General features: G+C 40.1%; 16 protein-coding genes and 1 pseudogene. 14 read left to right on the forward strand and 3 right to left on the reverse strand.

Going from position 1 to position 16,258, the window contains the following annotated elements:
• Positions 1-28: 28 nt before the first annotated feature.
• The 11 genes from DQQ01_RS04280 (at position 29) to DQQ01_RS04330 (ending at position 10,560) form a co-directional block, all read left to right on the forward strand.
• Entirely contained in the window at positions 29-427 is a 399-nt protein-coding gene (locus tag DQQ01_RS04280; RefSeq protein ID WP_111918677.1) for a hypothetical protein, read from the forward strand.
• Positions 424-1,566: a uroporphyrinogen decarboxylase family protein gene (locus DQQ01_RS04285; protein WP_111918679.1), complete on the forward strand. Its 1,143-nt coding sequence runs from the start codon at positions 424-426 to the stop codon at positions 1,564-1,566. The genes DQQ01_RS04280 and DQQ01_RS04285 overlap by 4 nt, the downstream gene beginning before the upstream one ends.
• 21 nt (positions 1,567-1,587) lie before the next feature.
• Positions 1,588-3,003: an MFS transporter gene (locus DQQ01_RS04290; RefSeq protein WP_111918681.1), complete on the forward strand. Its 1,416-nt coding sequence runs from the start codon at positions 1,588-1,590 to the stop codon at positions 3,001-3,003.
• A 31-nt stretch (positions 3,004-3,034) separates the two neighbouring features.
• Positions 3,035-3,673, forward strand: coding sequence for a cobalamin B12-binding domain-containing protein (locus DQQ01_RS04295; protein ID WP_111918683.1), 639 nt, complete (start codon positions 3,035-3,037; stop codon positions 3,671-3,673).
• Positions 3,674-3,691: 18 nt separating this feature from the next.
• Positions 3,692-4,711: a uroporphyrinogen decarboxylase family protein gene (locus DQQ01_RS04300; RefSeq protein WP_111918685.1), complete on the forward strand. Its 1,020-nt coding sequence runs from the start codon at positions 3,692-3,694 to the stop codon at positions 4,709-4,711.
• A gap of 87 nt (positions 4,712-4,798) precedes the next feature.
• Complete coding sequence (locus DQQ01_RS04305) at positions 4,799-5,437, forward strand: hypothetical protein (protein WP_111918687.1); 639 nt, start codon at positions 4,799-4,801, stop codon at positions 5,435-5,437.
• Positions 5,434-6,999 (forward strand): ASKHA domain-containing protein, encoded by a 1,566-nt coding sequence (locus DQQ01_RS04310; protein ID WP_162624240.1) that lies wholly within the window; start codon positions 5,434-5,436, stop codon positions 6,997-6,999. Before DQQ01_RS04305 ends, DQQ01_RS04310 begins: the two co-directional genes overlap by 4 nt.
• 121 nt (positions 7,000-7,120) lie before the next feature.
• Positions 7,121-7,546: an RNA polymerase sigma factor gene (locus DQQ01_RS04315; RefSeq protein WP_242980573.1), complete on the forward strand. Its 426-nt coding sequence runs from the start codon at positions 7,121-7,123 to the stop codon at positions 7,544-7,546.
• Entirely contained in the window at positions 7,539-8,531 is a 993-nt protein-coding gene (locus DQQ01_RS04320; protein WP_111918693.1) for a zf-HC2 domain-containing protein, read from the forward strand. The genes DQQ01_RS04315 and DQQ01_RS04320 overlap by 8 nt, the downstream gene beginning before the upstream one ends.
• 174 nt (positions 8,532-8,705) lie before the next feature.
• The gene (locus DQQ01_RS04325; RefSeq protein WP_111918695.1) at positions 8,706-9,206 is read left to right on the forward strand and encodes a MarR family winged helix-turn-helix transcriptional regulator; all 501 of its coding nucleotides are present in this window, start codon (positions 8,706-8,708) and stop codon (positions 9,204-9,206) included.
• A complete protein-coding gene (locus DQQ01_RS04330; RefSeq protein WP_111918697.1) occupies positions 9,187-10,560 on the forward strand; it encodes an MATE family efflux transporter in 1,374 nt (457 codons plus the stop codon). Before DQQ01_RS04325 ends, DQQ01_RS04330 begins: the two co-directional genes overlap by 20 nt.
• 55 nt (positions 10,561-10,615) lie before the next feature.
• Here the strand turns inward: DQQ01_RS04330 and DQQ01_RS04335 are convergent, their stop codons facing one another.
• Both DQQ01_RS04335 and uxuA read right to left on the reverse strand, forming a co-directional pair.
• On the reverse strand, positions 10,616-12,226 hold the full coding sequence (locus tag DQQ01_RS04335; protein ID WP_111918699.1) for a mannitol dehydrogenase family protein: 1,611 nt from the start codon (positions 12,224-12,226) through the stop codon (positions 10,616-10,618).
• Between the two features lie 67 nt (positions 12,227-12,293).
• Positions 12,294-13,364 carry a mannonate dehydratase gene (uxuA, locus tag DQQ01_RS04340; protein ID WP_111918701.1) on the reverse strand — a complete coding sequence of 357 codons (1,071 nt, stop codon included), beginning with the start codon at positions 13,362-13,364 and terminating at the stop codon, positions 12,294-12,296.
• Positions 13,365-13,518: 154 nt separating this feature from the next.
• Here uxuA and DQQ01_RS17195 point away from each other — a divergent pair, with 154 nt between their 5' ends.
• Genes DQQ01_RS17195 through DQQ01_RS17205 form a run of 3 tightly spaced genes read left to right on the forward strand, consistent with a single transcriptional unit; the run spans position 13,519 to position 14,420 of the window.
• Entirely contained in the window at positions 13,519-13,668 is a 150-nt protein-coding gene (locus DQQ01_RS17195) for a hypothetical protein (protein ID WP_330407637.1), read from the forward strand.
• Position 13,669: 1 nt separating this feature from the next.
• Positions 13,670-14,104, forward strand: coding sequence for an AraC family ligand binding domain-containing protein (locus tag DQQ01_RS17200; protein WP_330407638.1), 435 nt, complete (start codon positions 13,670-13,672; stop codon positions 14,102-14,104).
• Positions 14,105-14,156: 52 nt separating this feature from the next.
• Positions 14,157-14,420, forward strand: coding sequence for a helix-turn-helix domain-containing protein (locus tag DQQ01_RS17205; RefSeq protein WP_334293937.1), 264 nt, complete (start codon positions 14,157-14,159; stop codon positions 14,418-14,420).
• Positions 14,421-14,486: 66 nt separating this feature from the next.
• Here the strand turns inward: DQQ01_RS17205 and DQQ01_RS18060 are convergent.
• Positions 14,487-16,120 (reverse strand): annotated as a pseudogene (locus DQQ01_RS18060) (ABC-F family ATP-binding cassette domain-containing protein).
• Between the last annotated feature and the right edge of the window lie 138 nt (positions 16,121-16,258).

Below are 16,258 nucleotides of genomic sequence, written 5' to 3' on the forward strand. Positions count from 1 at the left end.
GAAAAACGTTATAAAAATGGAGGGAGCGATGAAAGAATATAGCTTAGAAGGGAAAAAGGGATTTGGTGTGCTGTTTGAAAGTGAGAACTGGAGAATTGCTTATCACGTGTATGAAGAGGCTGTAAATGGTATGAGGGCTGCAACTCAATGGGGTATGCATATGGACTCACAGGAAACATTTACGTTATTGCAGGGAACAGGATACCTTGTCGTACAGCAGCAAGACGGACAATTAAAAAAGCAAAGGCTGGAACAGGATAAGATGTATATGGTGGAATGCGGAGAACCTCATGTACTTATTCTGACAGAACAAAGCAAGGTTTTAATTACAGAAAACCGGAATATGGAACATACCACAAACAAACCAATGACAGAAGAAGAAATGAAAAACATTAAAAGTTTTATAAGAGAGGAGAACAGAAAATGAACGCAAGAGAACGATTATTATGTGTATTAAGAGGAGAAATACCGGATGAGGTACCGGTAAGCCCGTTTGTACAGGAGGAGTATCTTTCTTACTATTTTGATAAGAAAGATACCAGCAGACTTTATGACGCTGTCCAGTTGGCAAAAGAGCTGGGATTTGATCTGATTACCAGACAATATATTAATGCAATCCCATATTTTTTACAAAGAAGCGAAGAAAACTGGCAGGTATCTGTAAAGGAAGCAAGAGAAGGAGATAACTATGTCAGAAGAACCCGGATTGTAACTCCAGAAAGAACTATGGAACAGGTAGAAGCAGCTCCTTATAATGAGAATATACTGACAGGTATTCACTTCAGCACAGTGGAATACTTAATCAAAGACGAAGAGGATTTTGCTGCCTTTAAGAAAAATTGTCCAAAACATTCAAAAGAAGATGAGGAATATATTATCCAACAGGGCGAAATTGCAAGAAAAGAAGTAGGTGATTTGGGAATTACATGTCCATGGTCTATTGGGGGTGTTTATAATCTGGTTTCTACTTACATGAATGTACAAGACATGCTTTGTGATGCGCTGGCAGATGAGGAATATTATGAAGAATATATGAATTTCTTTACAGACATGGTTGCAGAGGAACATGAAATTTATGCAAAAAGTGCCTTTGATGCTGTGGGCATTCAGGGAAATATTGCAAATGGTGCGATTATGGGAGCCGATTATTTTGATGAATATGTGCTTCCTTATGAAAGAAGAGCTTTAGATGTTTTGATAAAAGCAGGCAAACCTACGATTTATCACAATTGTGGAAATGCCAAGGTTCTTTATCCTGAATATAAAAAACTGGGGATTACAGTATGGGAAACGGTTGCAGAAGCTCCTCAGGGAGATAGCATTTTGGCAGAAGCCAAGGAATATTTTGGAGAGGATTTAATTCTGTCCGGAAATTTCGACCAGGTACATTTCTTGAAAGAGGCAACACCGGAGCAGGTAGAAGAGAGGGCATATAAACAAATGATGACAGGTAAGAAAAACGGCCACTATATATTTGCATGTTCCGATTATCTGGAAGTAGGAACACCTTTGGAAAATGTAAAGGCTTTATTAAAGGGAGCTAGGGCAGCAGCAAAATACGAATAAGAAAAGGATTTGGGAAGAGTAATGGAAAATAATAAAAAAGACATTAACAGAGCAAAATTGTGGCAGGTTGTATTTTTTTCTTTTAACAATTCTGCAACAAATACAAATTTAGCCATGATGGCATTTTTTATGGTTTTTACACAAAATATTTTAGGAATGGCGTCTGTACTGGTGGGGGGAATTGCCACAGGCATGAGGGTTTTTGATGCACTTACAGACCCTATTGTAGGATTCCTGATAGATAAGACAGATGGAAAATTTGGTAAATACAGACCTTATATGGTGATTGGTTCTGTCATTATGAATGTGTCTATGATAGCAATCTTCTTTTGTCCCAGCACACTTCCGTCTGTGGCAAAGTTGATTTATATCATTGGATTTTATGCATTGTATGTTATTGGATATACATGTCAGACCTGTGTTACTAAGGGTGGACAAACTGCGATTACAAATGACCCGGAACAAAGACCTGTCTTTACAATTTCCGACAGTATTGCTTCTTCTTTGGTGAATGCAGGACTGAGCTTTTTCCTGACAACTATGCTGGCACCAAAATATGAGGGCGGACTTTTAAATCCTGTTGTATGGCAGAAGATCGTGTTTATTGCAGTAGGAATTCAGATATTTTTTACTGTGCTTGCTATCTTGGGAATTTGGGAAAAAGACAGAACAGAATACTTTGGTTTTGGTCAGAAGAATGATGCTAAATTTTCCTTTAAAGAATTCGGAAGGATTCTGGTTGGAAACAAAGGACTTCGCTATCTTATGATTTCTGCAAATACAGAGAAAATCGGCTGGATGATTTACAATTCTACAGTAGTATATTTTTATGCCAATATTCTGGTAAACAGTTCCTTGCAGGGAACACTGGCAACAGCAGCAATTATTCCTACGATTCTCGCATCTACAGTAGGACCGATTATTGCCAGAAAGAAAGGCATGAAAAAAATTTATGTGATTTCCAATGTATGTTCTTTAATCTGCATTGGTGGAATTTTGCTTTTACGTCCAGATGCAAATTACGGAATGCCACTGCTGATTATGATTATGCTGGAAAGAGCAGCAGCAACAGTATCGGTTTATTTGTCAAATCCGATGATTGCAGATTGTGCAGATTATGAATTGTACAGAACCGGAAGATATATTCCGGGAATGGTAGGAAGCCTCTTTTCCTTTGCAGATAAATTTGTTTCTTCTTTGAGTACCTTCATTTTAGGAGTAGCTCTTGCCATTGCCGGATATGGGGATAAGGTTATCACACCAAATGTTCCGGCAGAAGGAACCCTAAGGACAACCCTGTTAATCTGTATGTTTGTGATTCCGGCGGTGTGTCATGTGGTTTCCCTGATTTCGATGAAATTCTATCCACTGGACGGAAAAACCATGATGAAGGTTCAGATTGAAAATGCCCAAAAGAGGCACCAGGCTAAAAACTAAGCAGTTACATGAAAATACAGGAGGAAAAATCATGTCTATTTTAAATGAAATTTCAGAATATTTACAAAAAGGAAGAGCCAAGAATGTAAAAGCATTGGTACAGCAGGCTTTGGAAGAAGGAGTAAATCCAAAAGATATTTTAAATGAAGGTTTGCTTTCAGGAATGACAGTTATCGGAGGAAGATTTAAAAGAAATGAAGTATTTGTACCAGAGGTGCTGGTAGCAGCCAGAGCTTTGAATGCAGGGCTGTCTATTTTGGAACCAAAGCTTATTGAGGTTGGAAATGAACCGATTGGAAAAGCAATTGTGGGGACTGTGCAGGGCGATTTGCATGATATTGGAAAAAACCTGGTAGTAATGATGTTAAAAGGTGCAGGCTTTGACGTGGTGGATATTGGAATTGACGTGGCTCCGGAAACCTTCCTTCAGAAAGCAGAGGAGGAAAACGCAGATATTATCTGTATGTCTGCACTCCTTACTACTACCATGGGAAAAATGAAAGAAAATATTGATTTATTAAAAGAAAAAAATGTAAGAGATAAATATATTGTTATGGTTGGCGGCGCACCGGTAAACGAAGAATTTGCAGAAGAAATTGGCGCAGATTATTATACCCCTGATGCAGCAACGGCAGCAGAAGTGGCAAAACGCGCAGTAACAGCAGCGTAAAGAAAAGGAGAAAAACCTATGAAACAGGATATGAAAAAATGGGTTGAAGAGCTGAAAAATACAAAGGAAAAAAAGGGATTTTTGGTGCTATCTTTTCCTGCTATTCAAAAAATGGGAATTACAGTAAAGGAACTGGTAAGTTCCAGTGACCTGCAGGCAGAAGCTATGAAAATAGTGGCAGATTCTACACCAGAAGCATTGGCTTCTGTCAGTATGATGGATCTTTCTCTGGAGGCAGAGGCGTTTGGTTCTTCTGTGCGTTTTGCTGATGATGAGGTTCCGACAATTATTGGAAGTATTGTGAACAGCGAAGAAGAGGCAGAAGCATTGGAAATCCCCGAAATAGGAGCAGGAAGAACCCAGATTTATGTAGACGCTATTGAGAAAGCGGTAAAACTTATAGAAGACAGACCTGTGTTTGCAGGTGTGATTGGCCCTTTTTCTCTGGCAGGGCGCCTGATGGACGTTACAGAGGCAATGATTTATTGCTATGATGAGCCGGATATGGTACATACAGTTTTGGAAAAAGCTTCCGGTTTCCTGATTAATTATATTAATGCATATAAAGCAGCAGGAGCAAATGGAGTTGTGATGGCAGAGCCTCTGGCAGGTTTGCTTTCCCCCGCTCTTGAAGAAGAATTTTCCAGTGCCTATGTAAAGAAAATAGTAGACGCAACCCAGACGGATGATTTTATTGTGATTTATCATAATTGTGGGAACTGTACCATTCAGCAGATTGATTCTATTTCAAAGAATGGCTGTAAGGTACTGCATTTTGGGAACTCCATAGATATGGAAGAAATGCTGCAAAAAGCGCCTTGTGAACTTCTTATAATGGGAAATTTGGATCCGGCAGGATATTTCAGAAATGGTACGCCTGACAAAGTAAAAGAGGCGACCATGGAGCTTTTAGAAAAATGCAGCTCCTATCCAAATTTCATTATTTCTTCCGGGTGTGATATTCCCCCTCTTTCAAGCTGGGATAATATTCAGGCTTTTTTCGACGGGGTGGAAGAATATTACCATCAAAACAAATAAAACCTTTGCATGTAAAAGAAAAGGAACTGTCCTGCAAATGCAGAGTCAGTTCCTTTTCTCTATATTAAGAAAGTATGAGAAAGAGATATGATGAAAGAAATATATTTAGAAGGACAGAGAAAAAGAATAGATAAACATTTGACTATGGAAATATTGCAATGTTTTCCAGACAGTCCGGTTTACGAGGAAACAGAAGGAATTTACCAGGAAGTTTTTTCTCAGGCAGAGGCGTCTATTTGTCCAAAAGGGTGTATTCAATTTTATAAGGCAGAAGAAATCATACCGGAATTAAAGCTGGAAAAAGAAACACCCGTAGCAGTTGTTTTGTATACGCTCGGAGAGGAAATCAGCAGATTCAGTGTGCAGGAATTTCAGAGAGGAGATTATCTGAGAGGAATGTTAATAGATGCAATGGCAGATTCCTGTTTGTTTACCATGGAAGAAGAATGGAAAAAAATTCTGATAAAAGAGTGCAGAAAAAGAAATCTTGGTATTGAAAGGCGATTGGAAGCGCCGGCAGATATTCCGATGTCAGTACACAAAAGAGTGATGTCTTTTACAAATACAGAAAAATTGGGTATACAGCTTTCAAAAGGTATGATGTTCTTTCCGATTAAAACAATTTGTCTTGTATTTGTATTGACAGAGGATATTTGTTTGCAAAAGGTAGATCATGACTGTAAAGCATGTAAAAATTTGAAATGCAGGTTAAGGAAAATAAGATGATAAGAATAACAGTTTTAGAGGAAGAGAAGCAGTATCAGATATTATGTGAGGAAAAAAAGAGTATTATGCAGGCATTACTTCTGGCAAATGCAGAAATCAGCGCCCTTTGTGGGGGAAAGGGTATTTGCGGAAAATGTAAAATTAAATTTCTCAAGGGAAAAACAGAGCCTTCAGATAAAGACCGTAAAACTTTTTCAGAAAAAGAGTTAGAAGACGGATACCGTCTTGCCTGTACAGCTTATCCCAGAGAAACAGCGGTGATTCAGTTGTATATGCAAAAAGAACAAAAAATAAAAGTGGTAGCAGAAACAGAAGAAAAACCTTATAATGGAACTGCATACAGGAAAGATTCAGATTTCGGAATTGCAGTAGATATAGGAACAACTACGATAGCTATGCAGCTTTTGGAAAAGAGCAAGAAAGAATCCATATCCGCTTATACAGGATTAAACCCTCAGCGTTCCTATGGTGCAGATGTTATGTCAAGAATAGATGCAGCAAATCATGGCTGGGGAGAACAGCTGCAAAAGAAAATAGAAGAAGCGTTAGAAGTGGGATTTTCAGAACTGATAGGAAAAGCGGATATTTTAAAAGAAAAAGTAGAGGAAATTATAATTTCCGGAAATACAACCATGATACATTTATTATTGGGATATTCCTGTGAAACGTTAGGTGTGGCACCCTTTATTCCGGTAAACACAGGGGCAGTCAGGACAGACAGTGAGAAATTATTTCCAAATAGCGGTTTAAAGTGTTCTGTGAAAATTATCCCCGGATTTTCTGCTTTTGTAGGCGGAGATATTACGGCTGGATTATATTACTGTCAAATGCAGAAAAAAGAGGGAACAAATTTGTTTATTGATTTGGGAACAAATGGAGAAATGGCAATCGGTAACAGGGAAAAGATATTGGTAACTTCTGTTGCAGCAGGTCCGGCTTTTGAAGGAGGAAACATTTCATGCGGTATAGGAAGTGTTCCGGGTGCAATTTGTAAGGTGGATATGAAGGGAAGAAAAATAGAATCACTGGAAACCATTGATGGAAAAGAGCCACTTGGTATTTGTGGAAGTGGGGTTTTAGAGGCTGTTTTTGAGTTGGTGAAGGAAGCGATAATAGACGAAACAGGGCTTTTAGAGGAGCCGTACTTTGATAATGGATTTCTTTTAGATGAACAAAGGGGAAAAAATCCTATTGTAATAAATCAAAAAGATATTCGGGAGATTCAACTGGCAAAATCAGCAGTGAGAGCAGGGATTGAAGTACTTTTGAAGAGGTTTGGCAGTACCTATAAAGATATAGAAAATGTATACCTGTCAGGAGGCTTTGGCTATTATGTAAACGTAGAAAAGGCTATAGGAATAGGTATGCTTCCGAGAGAATTATCAAGAAAAATAAAACCTGTGGGAAATACTGCGCTTGCAGGAGCAAAGAAGCTTTTATTTCAAAATGCAGAATGGAAAAAGCTACGGAAACTGACCGATATGGTACAGGAGATTAATCTGGGAGGAGATAAAGAGTTTCAGGAGTTCTATATGGAGTATTTGTATTTTACCTTAAAATAAATTTTAAAATTTTTGTAACGAATTCGTCCTTTCCCCGTCTAACCTATGTAAAAGGAGGTGAGCAGTTCTGAATTACGAAAAATTATATCATTCCTATTACCTGCAGGTATATTCTTATGTCATGACAATGGTGAAAAATCAGTCTCTTGCGGAAGAGATAACACAAAATACCTTTTTCAAAGCCATGACAGCCAAAAAGAAATTTGAAGGAAAGTCAAAGGAACTGACCTGGTTGTGTGGGATTGCAAAGAATTTGGCGATTGATGAATGCAGGAGGAATGCAAAAACCGGAGAATTAGATGAAGTGGCTTCGGCAGCGTCTGTAGATATAGAAGCAGAGGCAGAAGATAAAGATACTGCTCTTCGGATTCATCTTGTTCTTCACGAACTGCAGGAGCCCTATAAGGAAGTATTTCAGCTGAGAGTTTTTGGAGAATTGCCATTCTCCCAAATCGGGTATATTTTCGGCAAAACAGAAAACTGGGCAAGAGTTACTTACCACAGGGCAAGAATAAAAATTCAGGAAAGGATTGAGGAGAATGAATAAAAATAAGTTTCAGGAATGTGAAATTGTGCAGGATTTACTGCCTCTTTACTATGACGACGCCTGCACCCAGGCAAGCAAAGAGTTCGTGGAACAGCATTTGGCCGATTGTGAGAAATGTCAGAAAACATATGCAGAATTGAAAAATAACACCTTTGATACGCTTCTGAAAAAGGAATCCGAGAGTGTGCTGGAAAGACATGCAAAAAAGGAGAGAAATGCGGCGTATAAAGCCGGGGCTGTGATTGCATTGCTGCTTCTCATTCCCATTGTCATTACTTTTTTCGTATCCATGAGCAGCGGCGGGGATTTAGGTGTATTCGCAGTATTGACGGCTTCTATGCTGCTTGTGGCAGCCCTGACTGTGGTTCCGCTTATGTCCCAGCAGAAAAGATTTGTGAAAAGTATTTTAACAGGGATTTTGGCGTTATTGGCGATTTTCTTTTTCGTAGACAGAATGAATGGCGGAGGGGAGTTTGTTTTATGGTCCATACCTACGATTTTCGGACTGTCCATTGTTCTTTTTCCTCTGGTAATCAGAAATTTGACGCTGCCTGTGGTACTGTCTGACAAAAAAGCGTTGATAACGATGGTATGGGATACATTCTGGTTATTTTTGACTATTTTTGAAGTTTGCAATCATGCAGGAGATATGGAAGGCATGCGAACCGGTTATATTGTTGCCATTGTTTTTATGGTGGGCATATGGCTGATTTTTCTAACTGCGAGATATCTTCCGGTCAGTGTCTGGATAAAGTCGGGACTCATTGTCGGAATCATCAGTATATGGACTGTGTTTGCGAATGATGTGTGCGGATATTTTATAGAGCATAAGAAACAACTTACCATTCTTTTTGCAGATTTTTCAAACTGGACAGATACAGACTGTGTGAACGGAAATATTTTTGTGTTAGCCTTGATTTTAGGCGGGGGAATCAGTGTTGCTCTGTTTATCACAGGACTGGCGAAAAGAAATGGAAAAATATAAAATAGAGAGAAGCATGAAAAACAAATGGAGAGAGCGATAGAAGAAGGTGAGGCTGCTTTATGCGGCTTTGCCTTTTTCCTGTTTATACAGTTCTTTTCAAATGTCCCTGTATTCTTGACAAGTCAATTTTATCTCTTTATAATATAGTTGACTTGTCAGGAATAAGGAGGAAATATGGAAAATCGCGTATTGGGAAGAAGCATTGCCATTCTCCATCGAAGAGAACAGAAATATATGATTCAGAAGATGAAGGAATACGGCATTGGTTATTCCAGCTATAATTTTTTATTTTATCTGTCTGCCTATCCGGGCAGCAGCCAGAAGGAAATGTGTGAAAATATGGCAGTAGATGAGGCTTTGGCGGTACGAACTATGAAAAAGCTGCAGGAGCAGGGCTTGATACAGAGAAAAAAAGGAGCAGGAAATGGGCGGTCTTATGCTATCAGTCTTACCCCAAAGGGAGAGGAGTTGATTCCCCAATTAAGAAATGCTCTGGCAGAGTGGTGGTCCCAGGTACTGTCTGTGCTGCCAAAGGAGGAGCAGCAGAATATGGTAGAGAAAATTGAAAAGATGGCATTTCATTCCAGGGAAGTGCTTCAAAATGCCAGAGAAGAAAAAGAAGAAACATTACAAAAGAGGAGGAAAGGGGAAAAGTATGGAGAAGAATCAGAATAATCCGTTAGGTACAGAACCTATAGGCACGTTGCTTACCAGATTTGCGGTTCCCAGTATTATTGCCATGCTGGTAAGTTCGCTTTATAACATTGTAGACCAGTTTTTTATAGGCAGAAGTGTGGGAATGCTGGGAAATGCAGCTACCAATGTGGCGTTTCCTCTGAGTATTACCTGTACTGCGCTCTCACTTTTGTGCGGAATCGGAGGCGCTGCAAACTTTAACCTTTCTATGGGAAAGAATCAGAAGGAAAAAGCAGTTAAATTTGCCGGAGGGGCGATTGGAATGATGCTGACCCTGGGAATTTTGCTTTGCATTCTTGCCCAGATTTTTTTAAATCCTATGATGCTGGCGTTTGGGGCTACAGACCAGGTATTGGAATATGCCTTAACGTACACAGGAATCACCTCTCTGGGATTTCCGTTTTTGATTGTGACCACCGGAGGCAGTAATCTGATTCGTGCAGACGGCAGTCCGAAGTTTTCCATGATCTGTACGTTGACAGGGGCTGTTATTAACACGATTTTAGATCCTCTGTTTATCTTTGGACTGGACATGGGAATTGCAGGTGCAGCTTGGGCAACTATTATCGGACAGGTTGTGTCAGGAATTATGGTTTTAACATATCTTTCCCGGTTTAAGACGGTTCACATTCCTTTGAAGACTTTGATTCCGTCTAAAGCAGCTTGGTTTCCCATTATTTCCCTTGGAGTTGCGCCTTTTTGTAACCAGCTTGCTATGATGATTGTACAGATTGTTATGAATAATACTCTGACTTATTACGGGGGACAGTCTTCCTATGGAAGCGACATACCTCTCGCCTGTGCAGGGATTATCTCCAAGGTGGGAATGATTTTCTTTGCTATTGTTATCGGAATTTCCCAGGGAATCCAGCCAATTATCAGCTTTAATTACGGGGCAGGAAAGTATGACCGTGTAAAAGCAGCCTATAAAAAGGCAGTGACAGCAGCAATTGGAATTTCCGTAGTGGCGTTTCTGCTGTTTCAGTTGGCGCCAAGGCAGATTATCGGAATCTTTGGCTCAGGAAGCGAGGAATATTTTCTGTTTGCGGAAAAGTTCTTTCGCATTTATATGTTTTTTACTTTTATCAATGGAATTCAGCCCATTACGGCAAATACTTTTACATCCATTGGAAAAGCCGGAAAAGGTGTCTTTTTATCCCTTACCAGACAGATTATTTTTTTGTTGCCTTTGCTTTTGATCCTTCCTGTGTTTATGGGAATCGAGGGTGTTATGTTTGCAGCTCCGGTGGCAGACGGGATTGCTGCTGTGCTTTGCATTTTCTTTATTATAAGAGAATTTAAGCATATGGGATCGGAGAGAAAGGAAGTCTGAAAAAAGGCTGCTGTAGGAACAGCAGCCTTTTTGTATATTTTAAATTTTTGTCAGTTTATGCCATATATTTTTTCAATGTGGCTCTTACTGCGCCTTTTCCGGCAATTTCTTCTAAGAACATTTCTTCAATTCTTTCACCGATTCCGGCTTCATATAAATCAATACCAAAAATATTTGCATTAGAGAGAATGGATTTTAACTGTCCCTTATAGGAAGCAGGATTTCCAACCTCAATGCCTTCCAGCGCTTTTGTCAGCTCGTCCAGCATTGGGTCAGCGGAACGCTCAAAAGTATTTCCTTCATCGTCCACACCTAAGAGGTATCTGCACCAGCCGGCAATCGCCAGAGGAATGGCTGTTAATTTCTTTGCATCTCCATATTGTGCCACATAAGATTTAATGGTTTCTCCGTAACGGATACCAACCTTCTGTGAAGTATCGGTTGCAATACGCTGTGGAGTATCCGGCATAAATGGATTCGGGATTCTCACATTGATAACTTCGTCTACAAAGTCAGCAGGAGAGAGGATACCGGGGTCTGTAACAACCGGCATGCCTTCTACAGGACCGATTTCATGAACCAGTTTGTTTAACTGTTCGTCCTTCATTTCATCTGCAATGAGGGTATAGCCTAATACACAACCGTATACAGCCAAAGCTGTGTGCAGAGGATTTAAGCAGGTCGTAACCTTCATACGCTCTACTTTGTTTACGGTATCGCGGTCTGTCAGGTAAACGCCAGCTTTTTCAAGGGCAGGTCTTCCGTTGGGGAACTTGTCCTCAATAACCAGATACTGTGGTCCTTCTGCGTTTACAAAAGGTGCGATATAAGTTCTTTTAGAAGTAATCACAGGTGCGATTTCTTCTACTCCTGCTTTTTCCAGATCTTCACATACAGAATCTGCCGGTCTTGGTGTGATTTTATCAATCATGGACCATGGGAAGGAAACCTGTTTTTCATCAGACAGATATTCCACGAAGGCTTTTTCTACAAAGCCCTTTGCAGCCCATTCCTTTGCCATGGTGAGAATGGAGTTCTGCAGTTTTTCACCATTGTGAGAGCAGTTGTCCATAGATACTACAGCAATAGGAGCTTTGTTTGTTTTGTAACGTTCATTTAACAGCGCACATACAACAGCCATGGCAGAACCTGCCTTTTCAGGACCATTGTCAATGTCTGACTGAATAAATGGGAAGAAATTTCCGTCAGCGCCTTTTAACGCATAACCTTTTTCTGTAATGGTAAAGGAAATCATTTGCAGTCCCGGATTTACAAAAATTTCTTTTAAGCGATTCCATTCTTCAGGAACATTGGACTGTGCTTTAATGGCCTCTGTAAGAGAGCCAAGAACTTTTTTATCTGTAGAACCGTCTGCTTTTAAAGTAACGGCAAGTACCAGATTATCGTATGGTTTGTAAATTTTGTCTACAACGTCAAAGTCAAAGGTTTCCACACAGGTGATTCCCTTGTCAGCCTCTCCTTTTGCAAGAAGTGTATCAGCCAGTCCGCCGATAAAGATACGGAAAATGTTTCCTGCGCCAAAGTGTACCCATGTAGGAGCTTTTCTTGTGTTTTCTGCAACTTTTTCCACATCATAGGAAGGAAGTGCAATCCCTGCTGCTTCCCATTCCTGTGTATTTTTCAGACCTTCTAAAGTTAATTTCATAATATTTTCCCTTCCTCGCTTTTTGCGATCACAGAACTTTATAATGATTTTTTATCGGATTTTGGTCTTATTTGGACTCTTTGCAAGCCGCTTCCCATAAGCCGCACAGGTAAGCAGCTCCAAGAGCGCGGTCATATAAGCCGTAGCCCGGCATCGCTTTTTCGCCCCACATCATACGTCCATGGTCAGGGCGGATTGGTCCGTCAAAGCCTGTGTCATGCAGCGCTTTCATGATTGCATACATATCAAAGGTTCCGTCAGAGCTTAAGTGAGCGCTTTCTTCAAAATCACGCATACCGTCGTTGAAACGCAGGTTTCTTACATGTGCAAAGTGGATTCTGCCTTTTAACATATGGATTGTGTCAATTAAGTCATTGTTCAGGTTTGTTCCGTAGGATCCCATGCAGAAGGTTACGCCGTTGTGTTTGTTTGGAACCATTTCCATCATACGTTTTAATTTTGCCTGAGAGGAGATAATACGAGGCAGTCCGAATACGCTCCAGGACGGATCGTCTGGGTGAATGGCCATGTTGATGTCGTATTTATCACATACCGGCATAATTGCTTCCAGGAAATATTTCAGGTTGTCGAATAACTTGTCTTCATCAATATCTTTGTAAAGCTCAAATAATTCTTTTACTTTTTCCATACGTTCCGGTTCCCAGCCTGGCATTACAGTGCCGTTCATGTTATCTTTGATAGAATCAAACATGTTGTCCGGATCCATTTTGTCTACTGTGTCCTGATTGTAAGCAAGAACTGTAGTACCGTCTTCTCTTACTCTGGCAAGCTCTGTTCTTGTCCAGTCAAATACAGGCATGAAGTTATAACAAACCATGTGGATATCTGCTTTTCCAAGATTTTCCAGTGTTTCGATATAAGCCGCAATGTCTTTATCTCTTTCCGGTGCACCTGTTTTAATTGCATCGCTTACGTTTACACTTTCAATACCTGCCAGGTGAAGCCCTGCGTCTTCTACTTCTTTCTTCATTGCCAGGATTTCGTCCAGTGTCCATACTTCTCCCGGTAATTTGTCATAAAGAGTAGTGATAATACCTTTTACATAGCAGCTCTGCTTAATCTGCTCCAGAGTTACTGTGTCGTGTTTTTTGCCGTACCAGCGCATAGTCATTTCCATAGTAGAGTTCCTCGCTTTCGCATGTATTTTTTATAGTTATTATTATAGATAATCTGAAAAAAAATTCCTATTGATAAGATTGTTGTATATATTGTAAAAGTTGCGGTTTTGTATTAAAATAAATACAGAGTACAGAAAAAGGAGTATTCATAGAATGAAGAAAAACTATAAAACTGAGTTTTTGAAACGACAGTATATGCTGTCAAGGGATTATGAAATTTATTACTACAGTGACAGTCATCTGGGCAATGTGGACAGTCATATACATAAATATTATGAAATGTATTTTTTTTTTGGAAGGTAATGTGTCTATTCAGATTCGGGACAAACTATACAGACTGGAGCCGGGAGATGTGGTAATTCTCCCGCCGGGAATTCCCCACAAGGCTGTGATTCATGACCAGGATCAGCCCTACAGCCGTTTTGTGTTCTGGATTAGCGTAGAATATTACCAGCGTCTGCGCCAGATGTCAGAGGATTACTATTATCTGGTGCAGTGTGCAGCAGAGAAAAAGCAGTACGTCTATCACAACAGTACGGTGGAATTTTCCGGAATCCAATCTAAAATTTTTCATTTGATAGAGGAGCTGCATGCGCAGAGATATGGAAAAGAGGCCCGTATTTTTATTAATATCTGTGACCTGCTCCTGCATTTAAACCGCATGGCATATGAAAAAAAACAATCCGGGAAAAATAGAAGGGGATCAGAATCTTTATCGGAATATTCTGCAGTATATTGACGATCATCTGGAGGAGGATTTATCCCTGGAATTTCTGGCAGGGGAATTTTATGTGAGTAAATATCATATTGCCCATATTTTTAAAGAAAATACCGGCATTTCCATTCACCAGTATATTATGAAAAAACGCCTTGCTGCCTGTCAGGACGCAATTTTGGGAAATATCAGCATCAGCCGGGCATATCTCATGTTTGGATTTAAGGATTATTCCAGCTTTTATCGTGCGTTTAAAAAAGAGTTTGGGATTTCGCCAAAGGAGTATAAGGATTCAAAAATGCAGATAGGAATGAGAGAAGAGAAGCCTACCCATATATAGACAATATTTGTGCATCAGGAGTATGAATATTCCTGATGCACAGCCTTTTGAGTACAAGAAAGCCTTTTAGTTGTCTTCCTCTGTCATGGTATATACCTGACGTTTTCTTGCCATTTCATCGCTTGCCAGATATTCGTCATAAGTGGTAATCTTGTCAATTAACACACCATTTGGAAGGATTTCCATAATACGGTTTGCGGTGGTCTGTACAATCTGATGGTCATGAGAGGCAAAGAGAATCACGCCCGGGAATTTCATCATACCGTTGTTTAAGGCAGTGATGGATTCCATATCCAGATGGTTGGTAGGCTCGTCAAAAATCAGAATGTTTGCCCCGGAAATCATCATTTTGGACAGCAGACATCTTACTTTTTCACCACCGGAAAGTACGCGGACCTTTTTCACCCCGTCTTCGCCAGGGAAGAGCATACGTCCGAGAAAACCGCGGACATAAGTAGCATCTTTGATTTCAGAATATCCGGTGAGCCAGTCTGCAATGGTTAAATCATTGTCAAATTCCTTTGTACTGTCTTTTGGGAAGTAAGCCTGTGTGGGTGGTTACACCCCATTTGTAGGTACCTTCGTCCGGTTCCATTTCACCCATTAAAATCTGGAAAAGTACAGTTTTTGCACGTTCATTTCCACCTACAAAAGCGACCTTATCCTCACGTCCCAGGGTAAAGGTCAGGTTGTCCAGGATTTTTACGCCGTCAATGGTTTTGGAGAGACCCTCTACCATAAGCACCTCGTTTCCGATTTCGCGGTTTGGACGGAAGTCGATGTAAGGGTATTTACGGCTGGAAGGACGCATATCATCCAACTGGATTTTTTCCAACGCGCGTTTTCTGGAAGTTGCCTGCTTGGATTTGGAAGCATTGGCAGAGAAACGGGAAATAAATTCCTGGAGCTCTTTGATTTTTTCTTCTTTTTTGCGGTTGGCTTCTTTCATCTGTTTGATGAGGAGCTGGCTGGACTCATACCAGAAGTCATAGTTTCCGGCATAGAGCTGGATTTTGCCGTAATCAATATCTGCGGTGTGGGTGCAGACCTTATTTAAGAAATAACGGTCATGGGATACCACAATAACAGTGTTTTCAAAATTGATTAAGAATTCTTCCAGCCATTCAATGGCATCTAAATCCAGGTGGTTGGTAGGCTCGTCCAGAAGCAGGATATCCGGATTTCCAAAAAGCGCCTGTGCAAGAAGCACCTTCACTTTTTCGCTTCCCTTTAAGTCTGCCATGAGAGCATAGTGTAAATCTGTGTCAATGCCCAGTCCGTTTAAGAGCATAGCGGCATCAGATTCTGCTTCCCAGCCGTTCATTTCTGCAAATTCCCCTTCCAGTTCGCTGGCACGGATACCGTCCTCATCTGTGAAATCTTCTTTTGCGTAAATAGCTTCTTTTTCCTTCATAATGTCATAAAGGCGTTGATTTCCCATAATGACCGTATCCAGAACTGTGAATGCATTCGTATTTGAAGTGATCCTGCTGCAGGAAGGAAAGACGCTGTCCCGGTGTAATCGTGATATTTCCATTGGTAGTTTCCAACTGTCCGGAAAGGATTTTTAAGAATGTGGATTTTCCGGCGCCGTTGGCACCAATCAGACCATAGCAGTTTCCTTCTGTAAATTTAATATTGACATCTTCAAACAGTGCTTTTTTACCGATTCGTAATGTAACATTATTTGCTGCAATCATGTTTTATTCATACCTCGCTTAATCAAAAACAATTTTAATGCGTAATCTCTTTTATTTTACCGTAAAACCTGGATTTTGCAAGTGTTTCTTGCGAAAAATACTTGATAAATACAGTACAGATAGTTATAATTATCATTA

This window comes from Blautia argi (assembly GCF_003287895.1).
GTDB lineage: Bacteria > Bacillota > Clostridia > Lachnospirales > Lachnospiraceae > Blautia > Blautia argi.

What these genes read in the sequence shown, in the direction of transcription:
- DQQ01_RS04285 (WP_111918679.1), top strand. Translation starts at nt 424, where the DNA reads ATGAACGCAAGAGAACGATTATTATGTGTATTAAGAGGAGAAATACCG.
- DQQ01_RS04290 (WP_111918681.1), top strand. Translation starts at nt 1,588, where the DNA reads ATGGAAAATAATAAAAAAGACATTAACAGAGCAAAATTGTGGCAGGTT.
- DQQ01_RS04320 (WP_111918693.1), top strand. Translation starts at nt 7,539, where the DNA reads ATGAATAAAAATAAGTTTCAGGAATGTGAAATTGTGCAGGATTTACTG.
- DQQ01_RS04330 (WP_111918697.1), top strand. Translation starts at nt 9,187, where the DNA reads ATGGAGAAGAATCAGAATAATCCGTTAGGTACAGAACCTATAGGCACG.
- DQQ01_RS04315 (WP_242980573.1), top strand. Translation starts at nt 7,121, where the DNA reads ATGACAATGGTGAAAAATCAGTCTCTTGCGGAAGAGATAACACAAAAT.
- DQQ01_RS17195 (WP_330407637.1), top strand. Translation starts at nt 13,519, where the DNA reads ATGAAGAAAAACTATAAAACTGAGTTTTTGAAACGACAGTATATGCTG.
- DQQ01_RS04300 (WP_111918685.1), top strand. Translation starts at nt 3,692, where the DNA reads ATGAAACAGGATATGAAAAAATGGGTTGAAGAGCTGAAAAATACAAAG.
- DQQ01_RS04295 (WP_111918683.1), top strand. Translation starts at nt 3,035, where the DNA reads ATGTCTATTTTAAATGAAATTTCAGAATATTTACAAAAAGGAAGAGCC.
- uxuA (WP_111918701.1), bottom strand. Translation starts at nt 13,364, where the DNA reads ATGGAAATGACTATGCGCTGGTACGGCAAAAAACACGACACAGTAACT.
- DQQ01_RS04310 (WP_162624240.1), top strand. Translation starts at nt 5,434, where the DNA reads ATGATAAGAATAACAGTTTTAGAGGAAGAGAAGCAGTATCAGATATTA.
- DQQ01_RS04280 (WP_111918677.1), top strand. Translation starts at nt 29, where the DNA reads ATGAAAGAATATAGCTTAGAAGGGAAAAAGGGATTTGGTGTGCTGTTT.
- DQQ01_RS04325 (WP_111918695.1), top strand. Translation starts at nt 8,706, where the DNA reads ATGGAAAATCGCGTATTGGGAAGAAGCATTGCCATTCTCCATCGAAGA.
- DQQ01_RS04335 (WP_111918699.1), bottom strand. Translation starts at nt 12,226, where the DNA reads ATGAAATTAACTTTAGAAGGTCTGAAAAATACACAGGAATGGGAAGCA.
- DQQ01_RS04305 (WP_111918687.1), top strand. Translation starts at nt 4,799, where the DNA reads ATGATGAAAGAAATATATTTAGAAGGACAGAGAAAAAGAATAGATAAA.